Raw genomic sequence first — 17,093 nt, 5'->3', positions numbered from 1 at the left:
GCGCGCCTCCCCGCTTGATTGTTTCGCCGGGGTGCAATTATGCCCTGAAAAGCTTTGTAACACCCGGAAATGGGGGATGTTCACCTTTGCTCCTGGCATCGCCGCTGCGCGCCCGCGACGAACTCGAACCGGACTTCCGGGGTCTCAGTGACACCCCAGCCCCAACAGCGAGAAAACCAATGATCCGCGCACTCTCCGCGGCGGCGTGTGCCGCCCTGCTGCTCCCCCTCGGCGCGTCCGCGGCCGGCCCCGCCGACGGCCTCACCTACCTTGATCACTCCATGCGTCGTCTGCACTCGGAAGAGGTCGTCAATCTGCGCCAGCGCTACGGCGGCAAGCCACTGCTGATCGTCAACACTGCCAGCCACTGCGGCTACACGGGACAGTTCAAGGCGCTCGAAGCGCTGCACCGGCAGTACAAGGACCGCGGCCTCATGGTCCTCGGCTTCGCGTCGAACGATTTTCGTCAGGAAGCCGCGAACGAGGCCGAGGCCGCGCAGGTGTGCTTCGTGAATTACGGGGTGAGTTTCGACATGTTCTCGCCGATCGGCGTCAGCGGGGACGGCGCCCATCCGGTGTTCCGCGAACTCGCGCGGCAGTCGGGCGCCCCGCGCTGGAACTTCCACAAGTACGTGGTCGATCGCAACGGCAAGGTGACCGCGTCGTTCCCGAGCCGGGTCGAGCCGGACTCCCGGGAAGTGCGCGAGGCGATCGAACGCGCGCTGTAGGAAAGCACGACCGCGTGCGGGCAATCGTGACATCATCCCGCTCGCCGCGGGATCCGCCCGCACGCGACACCGCCGAGGCCGCCCATGTCACCGTCCGCCGCACAGCTCGCCATCCTCGTCGCCGTGTGGGCGCTGTACGGATTGATCCATTCCCTGCTGGCCTCGTTCGCGGCGAAGGGATTCGTCACACGGCACTGGCCTGCCGCGACGCGCGGCTACCGGCTGGCCTTCAACGCCATCGCGGTGCTGCTGCTCGTGCCGCCCGCATGGCTCACCTTCGAACTGCGCGGCCCGCTGCTGTGGGAATGGTCCGGCGTCGGCGCCTGGATCGCGAACGCCGTGGCGCTCGCGGCCGTGGCAGGTTTCGTGTGGACGACCCGCCATTACGACATGGGAGGCTTTTCGGGCCTCGCTCAGTGGCGCGCGGATGCGCAACCGCCGGCGCACGCGGAAGGGCACCTGCAACTGTCGCCGTTGCACCGCATCGTGCGCCACCCGTGGTACTTCCTGGGCCTGCTGATCCTGTGGACGCGCGACATGGATGCCGCGCGGCTGACGTCGTCGCTGTGCATCACCGCCTACCTCTGGATCGGCTCCCTGCTCGAGGAGCGTAAGCTCCTCGCGCTGCACGGCGCCCCCTACGCCCGCTATCGTGCCGCCGTTGCCGGGCTGATCCCCCTGCCGGGCCGATTCCTTACGCGCGAGCAGGCCGAAGCGCTCCTCGCGGAAGGCGATTCACCCGCCCGGAACAAGGCTTTCCGTAATGGGGGCGTGGGAGTATAGTCCGCGGAAATTTCCTTTTTGTTACGCGTTCTTACACTCCGCGTCGGGCGTCAGACCGGTCCCCGGCGGTGACCGCGTGCAGCGCCTGCGCAAGTCCGGGATCGCCATACGCAATGACTCCGATCAAGACCATCCGCGGACTCCTGCTGACTGCTGCCGTCGTCTTCTCGACGGCGCTCGCGGTCGCCACCCAGTACGTGGTCTCCAATCTCTACGAGCGCTCGATCCGCGAGGAGGCGATGCGCGACGCGAACACCTTCGCGGAAGTGACTTTCCAGTCGATGTTCCAGCTGATGCGCACCGGCTGGACGCGCACGCAGCTTGAGGAATTCATCCGCGCGATCGAGCGTTCGGTGGACAATACCCAGCACCAGATCGCGATCTACCGCGCGCCGCGCGTCACCGAACTGTTCGGCGAGATCAAGCAGCGCGAGATGGATGCGGCGATCCTCGAGGTGATTGCGACCGGCGAGAGCCGCCGCATCGATCAGGGCCCGGAAGTGCGCTTCATCAACGCCCTGCGCGCCGAGGCCGAATGCCGGCAATGCCACACGAACGCGAAGCCCGGCGAAGTGCTGGGCGTGATCGACGTGCGCCAGGACATCCGACCGCTCCTCGAGGCCGGCAACCGCCAGTTCATGTTCGCCTTCGCGCCGGTGGTGCCGGTGGCGATCGTGGCGACGCTGTTGATGGTGATGTATATCCGCCGCCGGCTGGACAAGGCGATCGCGGGCTTTGCGACGAACATACGCTCGATCACCCGGCTTTCGGACCTGAAGCAACTCGAAAACGCTTCGCTCGATTTCGGCTTCAGCGAATTCAGCCCGGTCGTGACCGAGGTCAGGCAGCTCACCGAGCGCGTCCGCAGCGTGGCCGTCGACAAGGACATGCTCGAGTTCGAGATCCGCCTGCTGGAGAAATTCATCCTCACGTCCGATGTCGTCAAGGACTGGCGCGAGTATGTGAATCGCCTGCTCATCGACATCGACGGCGTGATGCCGGCCTACGCGCTGTTCTCGATCTTCAAGACCGGCGAGGACGTCTTCGACCTCGAGGTGTTCTGGCGCTACGCGCCGTCGACGGAGAGCCGGCAGCTGTTCGAGGAGACCGTGCGCGAATCGCTGCGCCGCAACCCCTACTTCGCCGACGGCTACGCCGTGAGCATCGAGCACAACATCGCCGACAGCTCGCGCAACGCGCCGGAGCTGGTGCGCTGCGACATTGAGGTGCAGACGAAGTCCCTGCTGGTCGAGGCGCCCAAGATCGGCGGCATCGTCGGCATCGGCATGCAGGCCCAGGCCGGCACCGACGCGACGCGCTGGCTGGTGGTCGAGAGCATCCTGTCGACGCTGCTGAACGTGGTCGGCTCGGTGAAGGCGATCGACAAGTACACCAAAGACCTCGAGTACTACGCGACGCGCGACCCGCTGACCAACCTCTACAACCAGCGCGTGTTCTGGGAGCTGCTCGACAGCGAGGCGACGCGCTCGGGGCGTCACGGCTACAAGTTCGGACTGCTGATGATCGACGCCGACAACTTCAAGTCGGTGAACGACACCTACGGCCACGGCTTCGGCGACGTGTTCCTGCAGGAGGTCGCGACGACCATCCGTCAGGCGATCCGCGAGGACGACCTGCTCGCGCGCTACGGCGGCGACGAGTTCGTCGCGATCCTGCCCGAGACCGACCTCGCCGGCACCATCGAGGTCGCCCAGCGCATCATCGAAGCCGTGACCTTGCTGGCGATCGAGACCCCGGACAATACGCGCGTAAACGGCTCGCTGTCGGTCGGCATGGCGGTCTATCCGGACCACGCCATCGAGACCAAGGACCTGTTCCTGTTCGCCGACAGCATGATGTATCGCGCCAAGGCCGATGGCAAAGGCCGGGTGGCGATCCCCACCGAACAGGACGTCGTCGAGGTGTTCCGCTCGCTGTCCGAGAAGAGCATGCTGATCCTCGCGGCGGTCGAGGCGCGCGGAGTGATCCCCTACTACCAGCCCATCATCGACCCGAAGACGGGCAAGGTCGAGGCGCTCGAAGTGCTCGCGCGCATCCGTCTCGACGACGGCTCCATCCTGGTCGCCGACGCCTTCGTCGCGATCGCCGAGAAAATGGGGCTGATGCACAAGCTCGATTACATCCTGATGGAGCGCGCGCTCGAGGCGGCCACCGCGGCCAATTACCAGGGCCTGCTGTTCCTCAACATGTCGCCGCGCGCGCTGGTGCTCAACGATTTCGTGCAGGAGACGCGGCGCATCGCCAGTGCGTCGGGCTTCGACCCGTCGCGCATCGTGTTCGAGATCACCGAGCGCGAGACGATCAAGAACATGGCCCTGCTGGAACGCTTCATCAACACCCTGCGGGGCGAAGGCTTCCGTCTCGCGATCGACGACTTCGGCTCGGGCTTCTCCTCCTTCCATTACGTGAAGCGCTTCCCGATCGACTTCCTGAAGATCGAAGGCGACTTCATCCTCGGCATGAAGCACAACGACAAGGATCGCGCCCTCGTGCGCAGCATCGTCGCGCTCGCGCGCGAGCTGGGCATCCGCACCGTGGCCGAGTATGTCGAGGACGCGGAGGTGCTCGACAAGGTCGTCGCCCAGTCGATCGATCTCGCCCAGGGCTATCACATCCAGCGCCCGACACCATCCATCGAACAGGCCATCGGCATCAGCACCTGAACCCCGAACATTTACAATTCGTTATGCTTCCCGGAACCCCGGGCGGGCGGACGCGCTCAAAATAGGGCAGTTCGCTCTTTTCAACCCAGGAGGCAATAATGAAAAAAACATTGATCGTCGCGGCCCTGTCGATCCTGACGGTCGCAGGGTGTGCGCAGAATCCGTTCTACGGCGAACACGCTCAGACCACCCGCGGAGCGGCCATCGGCGCCGGCGCCGGTGCGATCCTGGGCAACGTCGTCGGCGGTTCGGGCAACCGCACGACGGGCGGCCTGGTGGGCGCTGCGATCGGCGCGACCGTCGGCGGCCTGGTCGGCCGCCAGATGGACAAGCAGGAAGCCGAGTTGCGCCAGCAGATGGCCGGCACCGGCGTGCAGGTGCAGCGCCAGGGCGACACGATCCGCCTGCAGGCGCCCGAGAACATCACCTTCGACACCGGCCGTGCCGACGTGAAGCCGCAGTTCCAGCCAGTGCTGTCGCGCCTGTCGCAGAGCATCCAGCAATACCCCGACACCATCGTGCAGATCGAGGGTCACACCGACTCGACCGGCGCGGCGAGCATGAACCAGGCGCTGTCCGAAAACCGCGCCGATTCCGTGCGCACCTACATGAACCAGCGTGGCGTGGAATCGAGCCGGCTGATCGCCGTCGGCTACGGCGCATCGCGACCGGTCGCCGACAACGGAACGCCGCAGGGACGCGCGCAGAACCGCCGCGTCGAAGTGCTGATCGTGCCCGCGCAGGCCCAGCAGCCCGGTATGCAGCCGGCCCCCGGCCCCCGCTACTGATCGCACCGGCCTCCTGCAGCCCCGCCCTGCCCGCAGCAGCGATGCCCGGGCGCGGCGGGGCTTTCGTTATCGCCCCGCGGTCGCTACCCTAGCGCGTCCAACCCAACTGCCGCGCCATGCCCCTGTTCGACGAATATCCGCTCCGCCACAAACTGAACGACGAAGTCCACGCGCGCCCCCCGGTCACGCTGGAAACGCCGGAGTTCGTCACCTACCTCGCCTTCCTGCACGTCGACGGCAGCGCCGAACGCGAAGCGGACCACCTGCGCCTGCTCGCCGAACAGTTCGAACTGGCGCCGCCGGACGCCTCGTCCGGGCACGTCTTCCTCGATGCCGGCGGATTCCGCCTGAAGTGGGAACGCCACAACGAATTCACCAGCTACACCTTCGTGCGCCGCATCGACTTCAGCGGCACGAGCGACGACAACCCGCTGCTCGACGTGCCTGCCGCGTGGCGGCGCGAGATCCCCGGCCAGCTGCTGGTCGCCACGCACATCGAGCTGCGCGGCGTCGATGAGGTCGCCCCCGAGACGGTGCTCGCACAGCTGTCGCCGACCGGAACGACTTCGGTCGCATCGCAGATCGCCGACGGCGCGGGCTGGGTCTTCACGGACTTCCAGATCGCCGACGGCTTCTCGCGTTTCCTCGTCCTCGACGCCTCGCTGACTCCGCGCCAGGCGGGACGCACGGTGCAGCGCCTGCTCGAGATCGAGACCTACCGCGTGATGGCCCTGCTCGCCTTCCCGGTCGCGAAGGAGGTCGGCCGGCTGCTGGCGCTCGCCGAGGATGAACTGGCCGACCTGATGGACGCGATGGGGGCGGCCGCCACCCCCGAGGACGAGCGCCACGTATTGGGCCGTCTGACGCGGCTCGCCGCGCACGTCGAACGTTCGGTCGCGCGCACGACCTACCGCTTCGGCGCAGCGGCCGCCTACTACCGGCTGGTGCGCCAGCGCATCGACGACCTGCGCGAGGTGCGCGTCAAGGGTTACCCGCCGGTACGCGAATTCATGGAACGGCGCCTGACGCCGGCGATCGATACCTGTGCGACGGTTGCGCGGCGGCAGGAGGACCTGTCGAGCCGCATCGTGCGCAACTCGCAGTTGCTGCGCACGCGCGTGGAGATCGAGCTCGAACGCCAGAACCAGGAGCTGCTCGGCCAGATGAACCGCCGCGCGAAGCTGCAGCTGCGCCTGCAGGAAACGGTGGAGGGCCTGTCGGTCGTCGCGATCACGTATTACGGCTCGCAGCTCGTGCAGTACCTCGCCAAGGGCGCGAAGGACTACATCCATCCGGCTACACCCGAGGTCGTCACGGCGGTGTCGATCCCCGTCATCGCGGGACTCGTCGCCTTGGGGCTGCGCCGCATGCGCCGCCAGCTCACCGCCGAGGAAGGCGGTCATTGAGGTGGCCATTGAGGGGTAGCCGGCGCCCAAGCTGTCCTATAATTGCGCTTTGCCCTGAAAGAGTTTCCATCGTGGCCACTCCCCTGTTCGAATCCTCCATCAAGAGCCTGCAGCTGCTCGGGCGCGGCAAGGTGCGCGACATCTACGCCGTCGATGCCGACAAGCTGCTGATCGTCACCAGCGACCGGCTCTCCGCCTTCGACGTGATCCTGCCGGACCCGATTCCGGACAAGGGTCGCGTGCTGACCGCGATGGCGAACTTCTGGTTCTCGCGCCTGGGCCACATCGTGCCGAACCAGCTCACGGGCATCGATCCGGAATCGGTGGTGGCGGCGGACGAACGCGAGCAGGTGCGCGGCCGCGCGTTGGTGGTGAAGCGCCTCAAGCCGCTGCCGATCGAGGCCGTGGTGCGCGGCTACGTGATCGGCTCGGGCTGGAAGGACTACCAGGACACCGGCGCGATCTGCGGGATCAAGCTGCCGGCGGGGCTCCAGCAGGCGGCGAAGCTGCCCGCGCCGATCTTCACGCCGGCCTCCAAGGCCGAAGTCGGCGACCACGACGAGAACATCTCCTTCGCCGAAGCGCAGACGCGTTGCGCCGCCGCGCTGGTCAACGAACTCGCGGGCACCGGCAGGAACGGCGCCCAGCTCGCCGCACAGGCGCGCGACGCGGCCATCGCGCTGTACACCGAAGCGGCCAACTACGCCGCCGGGCGCGGCATCATCATCGCCGACACGAAATTCGAATTCGGCGTCGATGCCGCCGGCACGCTGCACCTCATCGACGAGGCCCTGACGCCCGACTCCTCGCGCTTCTGGCCCGCCGACAGCTACCGCGAAGGCATCAGCCCGCCGAGCTACGACAAGCAGTACGTGCGCGACTACCTCGAGACGCTGACGTGGAACAAGAAGGCGCCGGGACCGTCGCTGCCCGCGGAAGTGATCGCGCGCACCGCCGCGAAGTACCGCGAAGCCTACGAGCGCCTGACCGGCCAGACGCTGGCCTGAGTACGTAGCGCCCTTCGAAGGCCCGCCCTTCCCGGCACCCTGCCGGGGACGGCGGGCCTTTCCACGCCCGCCGCCCGCTGGTCACTGAATCGACGTCGCAGGCTTGTCGCGAAGTGGGTGAACTTGCCCGAAACCGGCCGCTCTAACACTCGACCCGGGGGCCATCCCCATCGCGGCCACGCCGCACGGAGCCGCCCTCTGGTACTTCCAACTCCAAGGAGGCTGCCATGGACAAGTCCTACAATTCCCTCGACCGTCATTTCACCCTTCCCCACGTCAGGCAGGTCGAAGCAGCGCGGCCGCTGCAGTGGCTGCGCATGGGGTGGGATGACATGCGCGCCAACATGGGTGCGAGCCTGAGCTACGGACTGATCTTCGCCGTGCTCGGTTACCTGATCCTCGCCTACGCGACGGACATGCCTTACCTGTTCACTGCGGCGATTTCCGGTTTCTTCCTCGTCGGACCGCTGGCCGCGGCAGGCCTGTACGAGATTTCGCGCCGCCACGAGCGCGGCGAGGACGCCGGCTTTGCCGACTCCGTGAAGGGACTGGCGCGACACGGCGACCACCTGCTGTACTACGGGGCCTTTCTCGCCTTCGTGCTGCTCGGCTGGGAGCGCCTGTCGGCGATCCTGTTCGCGCTCTTCTATCACGACGTTCCGCCGGACATGGCGAACTTTTTCCAGGATGTGTTCCTGTCCGGCAACTACGTGCATTTCGTCGTCTCCTACCTCATCGTCGGCGGTGCACTCGCCTGCCTCGTGTTCGCGCTGTCCGTGGTGTCCGTGCCGATGCTCATGGACCGCAGCAGCGACATGGTGACGGCGATGATGACCAGCGCCCGTGCGGTCGGCTTCAACCTCGGCGCGATGGCGGTATGGGCGGCGCTGATCGTGTTGCTGATCGGGCTCGGCTTCGCGACGATGATGATTGGCATGGTGGTGCTGCTGCCGCTCGTCGGCCATGCCACGTGGCATGCCTACAAGGATCTCGTCGAGTAAGCCGGCACGCGCGTTCCCGCGTGCGCCGGCGGCGCCGATCGCCGCGCACGCCCCACGGCCCCTGCGGTTAGAATGACCGGCCGGGGCTGCGCGCGCGCCCGACTCGCAGCGCTGTTCCCGCCCCTTCCAGAACGATCATTGCGCCAGCCGAGAAACGCATGCCCAATCCCCTGCTCGATTTCACCAGCCTGCCGCGCTTCGACGAGATCCGGCCGGAACATGTCGCCCCCGCGATCCGCCAGCTCATCGACGAGAACCGCGCGCTGATCGCGGACCTCGTCTCCGACCCGGCGCCGCCCACGTGGGCCAACTTCGTCACGCCGCTCACCGAGGAAGGCGAACGCCTCGGCCGCGCGTGGGGCGTGGTCGGCCATCTGCACAGCGTGATGGACGTGCCCGAGTGGCGCGAGGCGTACAACGCCCTGCTGCCGGAGGTTTCCAGCTTCTACGCCGACGTCGGCCAGAACCTGGAGCTGTTCGAGAAATTCCGCCAGCTCTTCAACAGCGCCGAGTACGACCAGCTGCCGCCGGTACGCCGGCGCATCATCGACCACGAGCTGCGCGACTTCCGCCTGTCCGGCGCGGAGCTGCCGGACGCCGACAAGCCGCGCTTCAAGGCGATCCAGGAGGAGATGTCGGCGCTCGCGGCGAAGTTCTCCGAGAACCTGCTCGACGCGACCAACGCCCACGCCGAGTGGATCACCGACGAGGCCGAACTCGCAGGCCTGCCCGAGGACGCGATCGACGCCGCGCGTGCCGCCGCCGAGCGCGAAGGCAAGCCGGGCTGGAAATTCACGCTGCAGATGCCTTCCTACCTGCCGGTGATGCAGTACGCCGACAGCCAGGCGCTGCGCGAGCGCATGTACCGTGCCTACGCGACGCGTGCGTCCGAGCAGGGCAAGCCGGAACTCGACAACGGCCCGCTGATCGGGCGAATCCTCGCGCTGCGCGCCGAAGAAGCGAAGATGCTGGGCTACGCGAGCTACGCCGAGGTCTCGCTGGTCGCGAAGATGGCCGAGTCGCCCGCACAGGTGCTCGATTTTCTGCGCGAACTCGCGGCCAAGGCGAAGCCCTTTGCCGAACAGGATCTCGCCGCGCTGAAGGATTTCGCACGCACCGGGCTGGGACTGGCCCCGCTGCAGCCGTGGGACCTCGCCTACGCGTCGGAGAAGCTGCGCCAGGCGCGTTATGCGTTCTCCGAACAGGAGGTGAAACAGTATTTCCCCGAGCCGAAGGTGCTCGAAGGCCTGTTCGGCGTGATCCGCAGCCTGTACGGCGTCGACATCGTCGCCGAGGAGGCGCCGAAATGGGATCCCAGCGCGCATTTCTTCCGCATCGAGAAGGCGGGGGCGACGGTCGGCCATTTCTACCTCGACCTGCATGCGCGCGAGACCAAGCGCGGCGGAGCGTGGATGGATTCGGCGCGCAGCCGCTATTCGAACATGCGCGGCGTGCAGACGCCGGTCGCCTACCTGGTGTGCAACTTCCCCGGTCCGGTGGGCGGCAAGCCGGCGACCTTCACGCACGACGACGTGCTGACCCTGTTCCACGAATGCGGCCACGGCCTGCACCACCTGCTGACGCGCGTCGATGACCTGGCGGTGTCGGGCATCCACGGCGTGGAATGGGATGCGGTGGAACTGCCGAGCCAGTTCATGGAGAACTTCTGCTGGGAGTGGGACGTGCTCTCCGGCATGACCGCCCATGTCGATACCGGCGCGCCGCTGCCGCGCGAACTCTTCGACAAGATGATCGCGGCGAAGAACTTCCAGGGCGGCATGCAGATGGTGCGCCAGCTCGAGTTCTCGATGTTCGACCTGCGCCTGCACAGCGAGCCGGACGCATCGACCGGCCCGGTGCCGGTCGAGCAGGTGATGGCGCTGCTCGACGAGGTACGCCGCGAGGTCGCGGTGATGTTCCCGCCGGCCTGGCACCGCTTCCCGCACAGCTTCTCGCACATCTTCGCGGGCGGCTATGGGGCGGGCTACTACAGCTACAAGTGGGCGGAGGTGCTGTCGGCCGACGCGTTCGCGGCCTTCGAGGAGGCCGGCGCCGGCAAGGGCACGCTGCTCGATCGCGACACCGGCGAGCGCTTCTGGCGCGAGATCCTCGCGGTGGGCGGCAGCCGCCCGGCGCTGGAGTCGTTCAAGGCTTTCCGCGGACGCGAACCGCGCGTCGATGCGCTGCTGCGCCACAACGGCATGGTGGAGGCGTAACGACCTGACGGGGGCGCTGCGCTGCAGCGCTCCCGCGGGTCACTGCAGCGCGGCGTGACCTTCGAACACGCGGTCCTGCACGTGGACGGGAACGCCGCGCTCGGTCATGTTCATTCGCGCGTTCGCCAGACTCCCACCGCGGGCAAGATACTGGATGATGGTTTCGACGTACTGGCGCATCACCCAATCCACGCGCATCTCGGTTCCATGGTATTCCACGATCGCGATCTCCATGCGGGACGCCGGAAGTGTTCAAGGACTGAAGACCAGTCCCCCCTGATAAAGCGGAAAGCACGATTCACGCCACGCACGCGAACCAGTCATATTTACAAAGACATACGGTCGCATGCTGCGGTTCCCGCGACAAATGTGAAATAGGATGTAAAGACGGCCGACGCGGCAGCGGCTCGCCGTGGGGCGGTCGCGGCGTCGCCGCCGGCCGGGCGGCCCCGTGACATACCCGGCCGATCCCCGCGCTAGCGGCTCAGGCGCGCGCGTCGCCCCAGCGCAGTTCGGTGCGGTCGTCGCCGACGTAGAGGGTTTCGCCCGAACGGTCCACGCAGTACTGCGGCGAGAGGATCTTCTCGCTGAAGCGCTGGCCTTCGCCGACCCGCGTGTATTCGAACAGGATGCTGCGCTCGACCCGCGAGCCGGCGCGCAGGTGGCTGCCGTGGCCGATCCAGGTCGGGCCGATGACCGATACGCCGGGGTCGATGCGCACGCCGGAGCCGATGTAGACGGGGCCGACGACCTGCACGCTGTCCCATTCGATCGCGGTGTTGAGGCCGACCCACACGCCGGGTCGGATCTCGGTGCCGGGCATGTCCATCTGCGCGATCTCGCCGCGCAGCACGCGCTGCAGCACGGCCCAGTAGTCGGTGAGGCGGCCGATGTCGATCCAGTTGAAGAAGCGCGTCTGGGCGTAGAAGGGGCGCTCCTCGGCGACGAGCAACGGGAAGAGCTCGCTGCCGATGTCGAACTCGCGCCCGGGCGGGATCAGGTCGATGACTTCCGGCTCGAAGATGTAGATGCCGGTGCTCGCGAGGGTGGACTTCGCGGCTGCGGGGCTGGGTTTCTCCTGGAAGGACTTCACGCGCCCGTTCGCATCGGTGACGACGACGCCGTAGTTCTGCACCTGCTCGCGCGGCACTTCGAGCGTGACGACGCTCGCGAGCGCCTTCTTGTGGCGGTGCTCGTCGAGGGCGGCGCGGATGTCGAGGTCGATCAGCGCGTCGCCGCAGATCACCAGCGTGGTCTGGTCGAAGAAGCCGCCGAAGTCCTGGATGCGGCGCATGCCGCCGGCCGAGCCGAGCGCCTTGGGCACGATCTCGCCGTGGTCGCGCACGCCTTCGTAGGAGTAGCCGATCTCGACGCCCCAGCGGTGGCCGTCGCGGAAGTAGTCCTCGATCTTGTGGTGATTGAAGGCGACGTTGATCATGATCTCATTCACGCCGAAGCGTGCGAGATGCTCGATCAGGTATTCCAGCACCGGCTTGCCGAGAATCGGCACCATCGGCTTGGGCACGTTCTTCGTCAGCGGGCGCACCCGCGTGCCCTGCCCCGCAGCCAGAATCATTGCTTTTGCCATAGCGACACCTCTCTCATGGATGAAAAGGGAGCCCCACCGCGCGGCGCACGGCCGCACGGTCGCGGGGATTGAAACGGGAACGGCTCAGGCGCGGCCGATGCCGAAATACTCGATGCCCTCGTCGCGCATGCGCCCGGGTTCGTACATGTTGCGGCCGTCGAAGATCACCGGCTGGCGCAGGCGGCTGCGGATCGCTTCGAAGTCGGGGCTGCGGAATTCCTTCCACTCGGTGACGATCACCAGCGCGTCGGCCCCTTCGAGCGCGCTCTTCGGGCGGCCGGCGAAGGCGAGGCGCGGCTCGTCGCCGAAGATGCGCTCCGCTTCGCGCATCGCGACCGGGTCGCAGGCGGTGACGCGCGCGCCGCGGCGGAAGAGCTCCTCGATCAGCACGCGGCTGGGGGCGTCGCGCATGTCGTCGGTGTCGGGCTTGAACGCGAGGCCCCACAGTGCGAAGCGGCGGCCGGAGAGGTCTTCGCCGAAGCGGCGCACGATCTTGTCGACCAGCACGCGCTTTTGGGCGTCGTTGGCGGCCTCGACCGCGGTCAGCACCTTGAGCTCGCCGCCGTGCTCGGTGGCACTGCGGATCAGCGCCTTGACGTCCTTGGGGAAGCACGAGCCGCCGTAGCCGCAGCCGGCGTACAGGAAGTGCCAGCCGATGCGCGGGTCGGAGCCGATGCCCTGGCGCACGAGCTCGATGTCGGCGCCGAGCATCTCGGCGAGGTTCGCGAGCTCGTTCATGAAGCTGATGCGCGTCGCGAGCATCGCGTTGGCGGCGTACTTGGTGAGCTCGGCCGAGCGCACGTCCATCACCACGAGCTTCTCGTGCTTGCGCTGGAACGGCGCGTAGAGGCGGCGCATGAGCCCGATCGCGCGCTCGTCGTCGGCGCCGACGACGATGCGGTCGGGGCGCATGAAATCGTCCACCGCGGCGCCTTCCTTGAGGAACTCGGGGTTGGAGACCACCGAGAACGGCAGCTCGACGCCGCGCGCGGCGAGTTCGTCGGCGATCGCGGCGCGCACCTTGTCGCCGGTGCCGACCGGGACCGTGGACTTGTCGACGATCACGCGGTAGCCGTCCATGTGACGGCCGATGGCGCGTGCGGCGGCGAGCACGTACTGCAGGTCGGCCGAGCCGTCCTCGTCGGGCGGGGTGCCGACGGCGATGAACTGGATCTCGCCGTGGCGCGCGGCGCGCTCGGTGTCGGTGGTGAAGGCGAGGCGCCCGGCCTCGACGTTGCGCCGCACGATCTCGAGCAGGCCGGGTTCGTGGATCGGGATGCCTCCGTCCTCGAGGATGCGGATCTTGGCGGCGTCGACGTCCAGGCACAGCACGTCGTTGCCCACGTCGGCAAGGCAGGCGCCGGAGACGAGGCCGACGTAGCCGGTGCCGATGACGGTCAGTTTCATTGGGGCTCTCCCCTCTCTATCGATTTGTCTGTTTGGATGGCCGTGCGATGGGCGGGGTTCAACGCCACAGGTCCCACGGGAAGGCGTCGAGCAGCGGACGCGGATCGAAGTCGAAGGCGGGCATGCCGCCCATCTCCAGCGCCTGCGGGATGGAGGTCGCGTATTCGAAGTCCGTGCGCCCGGTGCCGTAGTAGTAGTCGCGGTACTTGAACAGGTTCTCGGTTTCGCTGAGGCGGACATAGCGCGCCGGAATGCCGAAGGCCTCGGCGATGACGAGGCCGTGCAGCGAACTGGCGAGCACCAGGCGCGCCTTGAGGATCTCGGCGACGACGGTGTTCCAGCCCGCGAGCGGCGAGACGACGTCGGGCTTGCCGGCGACGAGCCGGAGGTCGTGCAGGTTGGGGACGAAGACGTGCGCCTTCTCGGCGATCGGGCGGAAGCGGCCGGCGTAGAGGTGCGGCACGAGCAGGGCCGGGTCGCCATACACCATCGGGACGCGGTGCCCGCGGCTGCGCAGGAACTCCTCGGTGAGCGGGCCGCGCACCGCGCGGATGTCGAGCCGCTGCGCGGTGAAGGCGGACTCGGGCACCTTGCCGTTGACGCCCGATCCCCACACGACGTCATCGTGCGCCGCGAAGTGCAGGATGGAGCCGATCGCGAGCAGGCGCGCGGACTGCTCGACCTGGTCGTCGAGCGTCAGGCCGCGTAGGCCGAGCACGCGCGACACGACGACCTGCGATAGGTGGTCACCGAAGTTCACGCTGCCGTTCGCCGGTCGCCAGTGGAACAGCGACACGTGGCGGTAGGGCAGCGGCGCGGAGACGGGCGCCTGCGGCTTGGGCGCCGGTTCGAACAGGGATCTGATTCGCTTGAGCATCGTTTCCGTCGAGTGGATTCGGGTAGGTGGGGAAGGAGGCATGCATTGCGCGGGGTTCAGCGCGCGCGCAGCAGGTTGCGGCTGCGCAGGATGTCCATGACGCTGCGGCGGAAGGCCGGCCAGAGTGCGACGAGCAGCAGGAAGGCGGCGATCATCGCCGTCGTGCCGAATGCAAGCCGGCCGACGAGCGAGCTCGCCCACTCCTGCGCAGCGGCGGCCGAGGCGAGGCCGCACAGGCCGTAGGCGAGCATCACGCCTAGCGCGTTGCGGCCCATCGCACCGACCGGCGCCCCGGAGGCGCGCAGCCAGAAGAGCCCGCCGAGCCACCCGAGCGCGACGCCGAATGCATAGGCCGTCGCCACGCCCTGCGCGCCCCACTGCGCGCCCCACTGCGCGCCGAAGACGATGCCGGCGATCAGCAGCACGCGGGAGACGAGCGTGAAGCGCAGGTTCGAGGCGGTGAGGCCCTTCGACAGGAAGACCCAGTAGCTCGCCTGCGCGGCGACCTGGAAGGCGCCGCCCACGGCGAGGATCTGGAACAGCGGCACGGCCGGGGCCCACTGCTCCCCCAGCACGAGCACCATCAGCGGCTCGGCCTGCGCGCCGGCGAAGGCGAAGATCGCCAGCGTGACATGCAGCATCACCGCCTGCCCGTGCAGCAGGAAGCGGTCATAGCGCTCGCTGTCGTCGTGGAGGCGGGACAGCACCGGCAGCGCGATCGAGGTCGCCGGCGCGTTGATCTGGTTGAGCGGCAGCATCAGCAGCTGGCTGGCGCGGTTGTACAGGCCCAACAGCTCGGCGCCGAAGCGCTGGCCGATGATCAGCGCATCGACGTTGCGGCTGAGGTAGACGACGAGCTGGGTGCTCATGAGGTTGCCGCCGTAACGCAGGAAGCCTCCCATCTCCGCGCCGCGACGCGGCAGGCCGGGACGCCAGCCGCTGGTCGCGGCGAGGAGCAGCAGCGTGCCGAGCGCCTGGGCGAGCTGCTGGGCGACGAGCGCCCAGTGGCCGTGGCCGCGCAGCGCGAGCGTGACCCCGGCGGCAAGGCCCAGCGCCTGGCCGCCGACGTCGGCGGCGGCCAAGCGGCCGAAGCGCATGTCGCGGTTGAGCTGGGCGCGGAACTGGGTCGCGAGGCCGTTGAGGAGGAAGCTCGGGGCGAGCGCCTGCGCGATCGGCTGCAGCGCGGGCTGCGCGTAGAAAGCCGCGATCGCGGGCGCCGCTACGAACACGGTGAGCGCGAGCAGCAGGCCGATCGCGCTGTTGATCCAGAAGAGGTTGCTGCGCTGCTGGGGCGAGACGCTGCGGGCCTGCACGGCGGCCGACGACAGCCCGAAGTCGCGCAGCACCTCGCCGATGCCGACGATTGCCGTGACCATCGCGAGCAGGCCATAGTCGCCCGGCGACAGCAGGCGCGCGAGCACGACGATGCCGCCGAACTGGAGCAGGATCTTGCACGCCTGCCCGCCCATCGTGAGCAGCGCGCCGCGTGCCGCGAGCCGGCCCAGGCGCGGGGTGATAGCGGCCGATGCGGGCGTCGCGGCGGAGACGTTGCCGGTGCGCATTCAGTCCCCGACCGGCTCGCCACGCAGCGCGGCGATGTAGGCGCGGTAATGGCGGTCGCCGGCCTCGCTCCATTCGCGGCGCGAGAAGTCCGGCATGGGCGCGCGCGGGGCGTTGCGCACGTGCCACAGTGCGCCGAGCAGCACGTCGCGGTCGAGGTCGCCGTCGTACATGTACACCCAGCCCGGGCCGACCTCCTCGGCCAGCGCCTCGTTGGCCTCGTTGCGCGGGACGAGCACCGGGCGGTTGAGCGACAGCGCGAGCAGCAGCGAGCCCGAGTTGAGCATGCGGCGGAAGGGCAGCACGACGAGCTCGGCCTGGCCGATCTCGGTCGCGAGCGTCGCATCGTCGACGTAGCTCAGCAGCGCGCCGATGCGCGCGTCGGTGTTGCAGGCGTCGATGATGCGGCGGCGCAGACCTTCGGTGGAGGCGTGCCCGACGATGCGCAGTTCGGCATCCGGGGCGAGCGCGGGGTCGAGACGCAGGAAGCTGTCGATGAGGGTTTCGACGCCCTTGTAGGGGCGGATCAGGCCGAAGTACAACAGGCGGCCCGGCACCGGATCGGGCACGGTCAGGTGGGCGAACCAGTCGCGATAGTGGCCGTGCAGGATCGTCACGGTGTGCGGCGCGCGGTCGGCGGTCACGGCGTTGAGGCGGATCCACACCCGCGTGTGTCGGTCGAGGCGTTCCAGCAGGAAGCGCTCGAAGCGGTTCGCGCCCTCGTGCGGTTCGAGGTTGTGCAGGGTGCGCACCACCGGGCGGCGCGCCAGGGCCGTGCGCACGAGCAGCGCGAGGAAGAGCGCGTATTGCAGCGGCCGGCTGCGGTCCGGCGCGCGCAGCAGGAATTCGGGCCAGTGTACGTGGAACACGTCGTAGCGGCCGAACAGCGCCGTACGCCAGGAGAAGAAGGCAACGTCGACATGGGGCGACACGGCCGCGACGACCTGCTTCACGTAGGGGTTGTCGTCGGCCTGCTGTCGCAGCGACTGCAGGACGCGGATCGGCGCTTGCCGGTTTTCGATGGCGAGGCTGGCTGCCATGAGGGTCT

14 protein-coding genes are annotated in these 17,093 nt (G+C 68.0%); 8 read left to right on the top strand and 6 right to left on the bottom strand.

Features of this window, described 5'->3' with window-relative positions:
- Positions 1-179 precede the first annotated feature (179 nt).
- The 8 genes from AzCIB_RS04185 (at position 180) to AzCIB_RS04150 (ending at position 10,613) form a co-directional block, all read left to right on the top strand.
- On the top strand, positions 180-728 hold the full coding sequence (locus AzCIB_RS04185; RefSeq protein ID WP_050414733.1) for a glutathione peroxidase: 549 nt from the start codon (positions 180-182) through the stop codon (positions 726-728).
- A gap of 84 nt (positions 729-812) precedes the next feature.
- Positions 813-1,511, top strand: a complete 699-nt coding sequence (locus tag AzCIB_RS04180; RefSeq protein WP_050414732.1) for a methyltransferase family protein — start codon at positions 813-815, stop codon at positions 1,509-1,511.
- 113 nt (positions 1,512-1,624) lie between these two features.
- Complete coding sequence (locus AzCIB_RS04175) at positions 1,625-4,195, top strand: putative bifunctional diguanylate cyclase/phosphodiesterase (protein ID WP_050414731.1); 2,571 nt, start codon at positions 1,625-1,627, stop codon at positions 4,193-4,195.
- Between the two features lie 98 nt (positions 4,196-4,293).
- On the top strand, positions 4,294-4,983 hold the full coding sequence (locus AzCIB_RS04170) for a YiaD family glycine zipper/OmpA-like lipoprotein (RefSeq protein WP_083446869.1): 690 nt from the start codon (positions 4,294-4,296) through the stop codon (positions 4,981-4,983).
- Between the two features lie 116 nt (positions 4,984-5,099).
- Positions 5,100-6,389, top strand: a complete 1,290-nt coding sequence (locus AzCIB_RS04165) for a DUF3422 family protein (protein ID WP_050414729.1) — start codon at positions 5,100-5,102, stop codon at positions 6,387-6,389.
- 71 nt (positions 6,390-6,460) lie between these two features.
- Entirely contained in the window at positions 6,461-7,396 is a 936-nt protein-coding gene (locus tag AzCIB_RS04160) for a phosphoribosylaminoimidazolesuccinocarboxamide synthase (protein WP_050414728.1), read from the top strand.
- 227 nt (positions 7,397-7,623) lie between these two features.
- Positions 7,624-8,397 (top strand): DUF2189 domain-containing protein, encoded by a 774-nt coding sequence (locus tag AzCIB_RS04155; protein ID WP_050414727.1) that lies wholly within the window; start codon positions 7,624-7,626, stop codon positions 8,395-8,397.
- 158 nt (positions 8,398-8,555) lie between these two features.
- Positions 8,556-10,613, top strand: coding sequence for a M3 family metallopeptidase (locus AzCIB_RS04150; protein ID WP_050414726.1), 2,058 nt, complete (start codon positions 8,556-8,558; stop codon positions 10,611-10,613).
- 39 nt (positions 10,614-10,652) lie between these two features.
- On the opposite strand, the gene AzCIB_RS04145 is transcribed toward AzCIB_RS04150, so the two are convergent.
- The 6 genes from AzCIB_RS04145 to AzCIB_RS04120 form a co-directional block, all read right to left on the bottom strand.
- Positions 10,653-10,847, bottom strand: coding sequence for a hypothetical protein (locus AzCIB_RS04145; RefSeq protein WP_211165053.1), 195 nt, complete (start codon positions 10,845-10,847; stop codon positions 10,653-10,655).
- Positions 10,848-11,097: 250 nt separating this feature from the next.
- The gene (locus AzCIB_RS04140) at positions 11,098-12,201 is read right to left on the bottom strand and encodes a nucleotidyltransferase family protein (RefSeq protein WP_050414725.1); all 1,104 of its coding nucleotides are present in this window, start codon (positions 12,199-12,201) and stop codon (positions 11,098-11,100) included.
- Between the two features lie 84 nt (positions 12,202-12,285).
- Positions 12,286-13,608: a UDP-glucose dehydrogenase family protein gene (locus AzCIB_RS04135; protein ID WP_050414724.1), complete on the bottom strand. Its 1,323-nt coding sequence runs from the start codon at positions 13,606-13,608 to the stop codon at positions 12,286-12,288.
- 58 nt (positions 13,609-13,666) lie between these two features.
- A complete protein-coding gene (locus AzCIB_RS04130) occupies positions 13,667-14,485 on the bottom strand; it encodes a polysaccharide pyruvyl transferase family protein (protein ID WP_050414723.1) in 819 nt (272 codons plus the stop codon).
- A 56-nt stretch (positions 14,486-14,541) separates the two neighbouring features.
- Positions 14,542-16,047 (bottom strand): lipopolysaccharide biosynthesis protein, encoded by a 1,506-nt coding sequence (locus tag AzCIB_RS04125; RefSeq protein WP_050414722.1) that lies wholly within the window; start codon positions 16,045-16,047, stop codon positions 14,542-14,544.
- On the bottom strand, positions 16,048-17,085 hold the full coding sequence (locus AzCIB_RS04120; protein ID WP_050414721.1) for a glycosyltransferase: 1,038 nt from the start codon (positions 17,083-17,085) through the stop codon (positions 16,048-16,050).
- Positions 17,086-17,093 lie beyond the last annotated feature (8 nt).

Source organism: Azoarcus sp. CIB (genome assembly GCF_001190925.1).
Taxonomy (GTDB): Bacteria; Pseudomonadota; Gammaproteobacteria; order Burkholderiales; family Rhodocyclaceae; genus Aromatoleum.
The sequence above is the reverse complement of the archived record's forward strand: the minus strand, read 5'-3'. Positions and strand labels throughout refer to the sequence as shown.

Coding starts and splice junctions, on each gene's coding strand:
- AzCIB_RS04185 (WP_050414733.1), top strand. CDS start 180: ATGATCCGCGCACTCTCCGCGGCGGCGTGTGCCGCCCTGCTGCTCCCC.
- AzCIB_RS04180 (WP_050414732.1), top strand. CDS start 813: ATGTCACCGTCCGCCGCACAGCTCGCCATCCTCGTCGCCGTGTGGGCG.
- AzCIB_RS04175 (WP_050414731.1), top strand. CDS start 1,625: ATGACTCCGATCAAGACCATCCGCGGACTCCTGCTGACTGCTGCCGTC.
- AzCIB_RS04170 (WP_083446869.1), top strand. CDS start 4,294: ATGAAAAAAACATTGATCGTCGCGGCCCTGTCGATCCTGACGGTCGCA.
- AzCIB_RS04165 (WP_050414729.1), top strand. CDS start 5,100: ATGCCCCTGTTCGACGAATATCCGCTCCGCCACAAACTGAACGACGAA.
- AzCIB_RS04155 (WP_050414727.1), top strand. CDS start 7,624: ATGGACAAGTCCTACAATTCCCTCGACCGTCATTTCACCCTTCCCCAC.
- AzCIB_RS04150 (WP_050414726.1), top strand. CDS start 8,556: ATGCCCAATCCCCTGCTCGATTTCACCAGCCTGCCGCGCTTCGACGAG.
- AzCIB_RS04145 (WP_211165053.1), bottom strand. CDS start 10,847: ATGGAGATCGCGATCGTGGAATACCATGGAACCGAGATGCGCGTGGAT.
- AzCIB_RS04140 (WP_050414725.1), bottom strand. CDS start 12,201: ATGGCAAAAGCAATGATTCTGGCTGCGGGGCAGGGCACGCGGGTGCGC.
- AzCIB_RS04135 (WP_050414724.1), bottom strand. CDS start 13,608: ATGAAACTGACCGTCATCGGCACCGGCTACGTCGGCCTCGTCTCCGGC.
- AzCIB_RS04130 (WP_050414723.1), bottom strand. CDS start 14,485: ATGCTCAAGCGAATCAGATCCCTGTTCGAACCGGCGCCCAAGCCGCAG.
- AzCIB_RS04125 (WP_050414722.1), bottom strand. CDS start 16,047: ATGCGCACCGGCAACGTCTCCGCCGCGACGCCCGCATCGGCCGCTATC.
- AzCIB_RS04120 (WP_050414721.1), bottom strand. CDS start 17,085: ATGGCAGCCAGCCTCGCCATCGAAAACCGGCAAGCGCCGATCCGCGTC.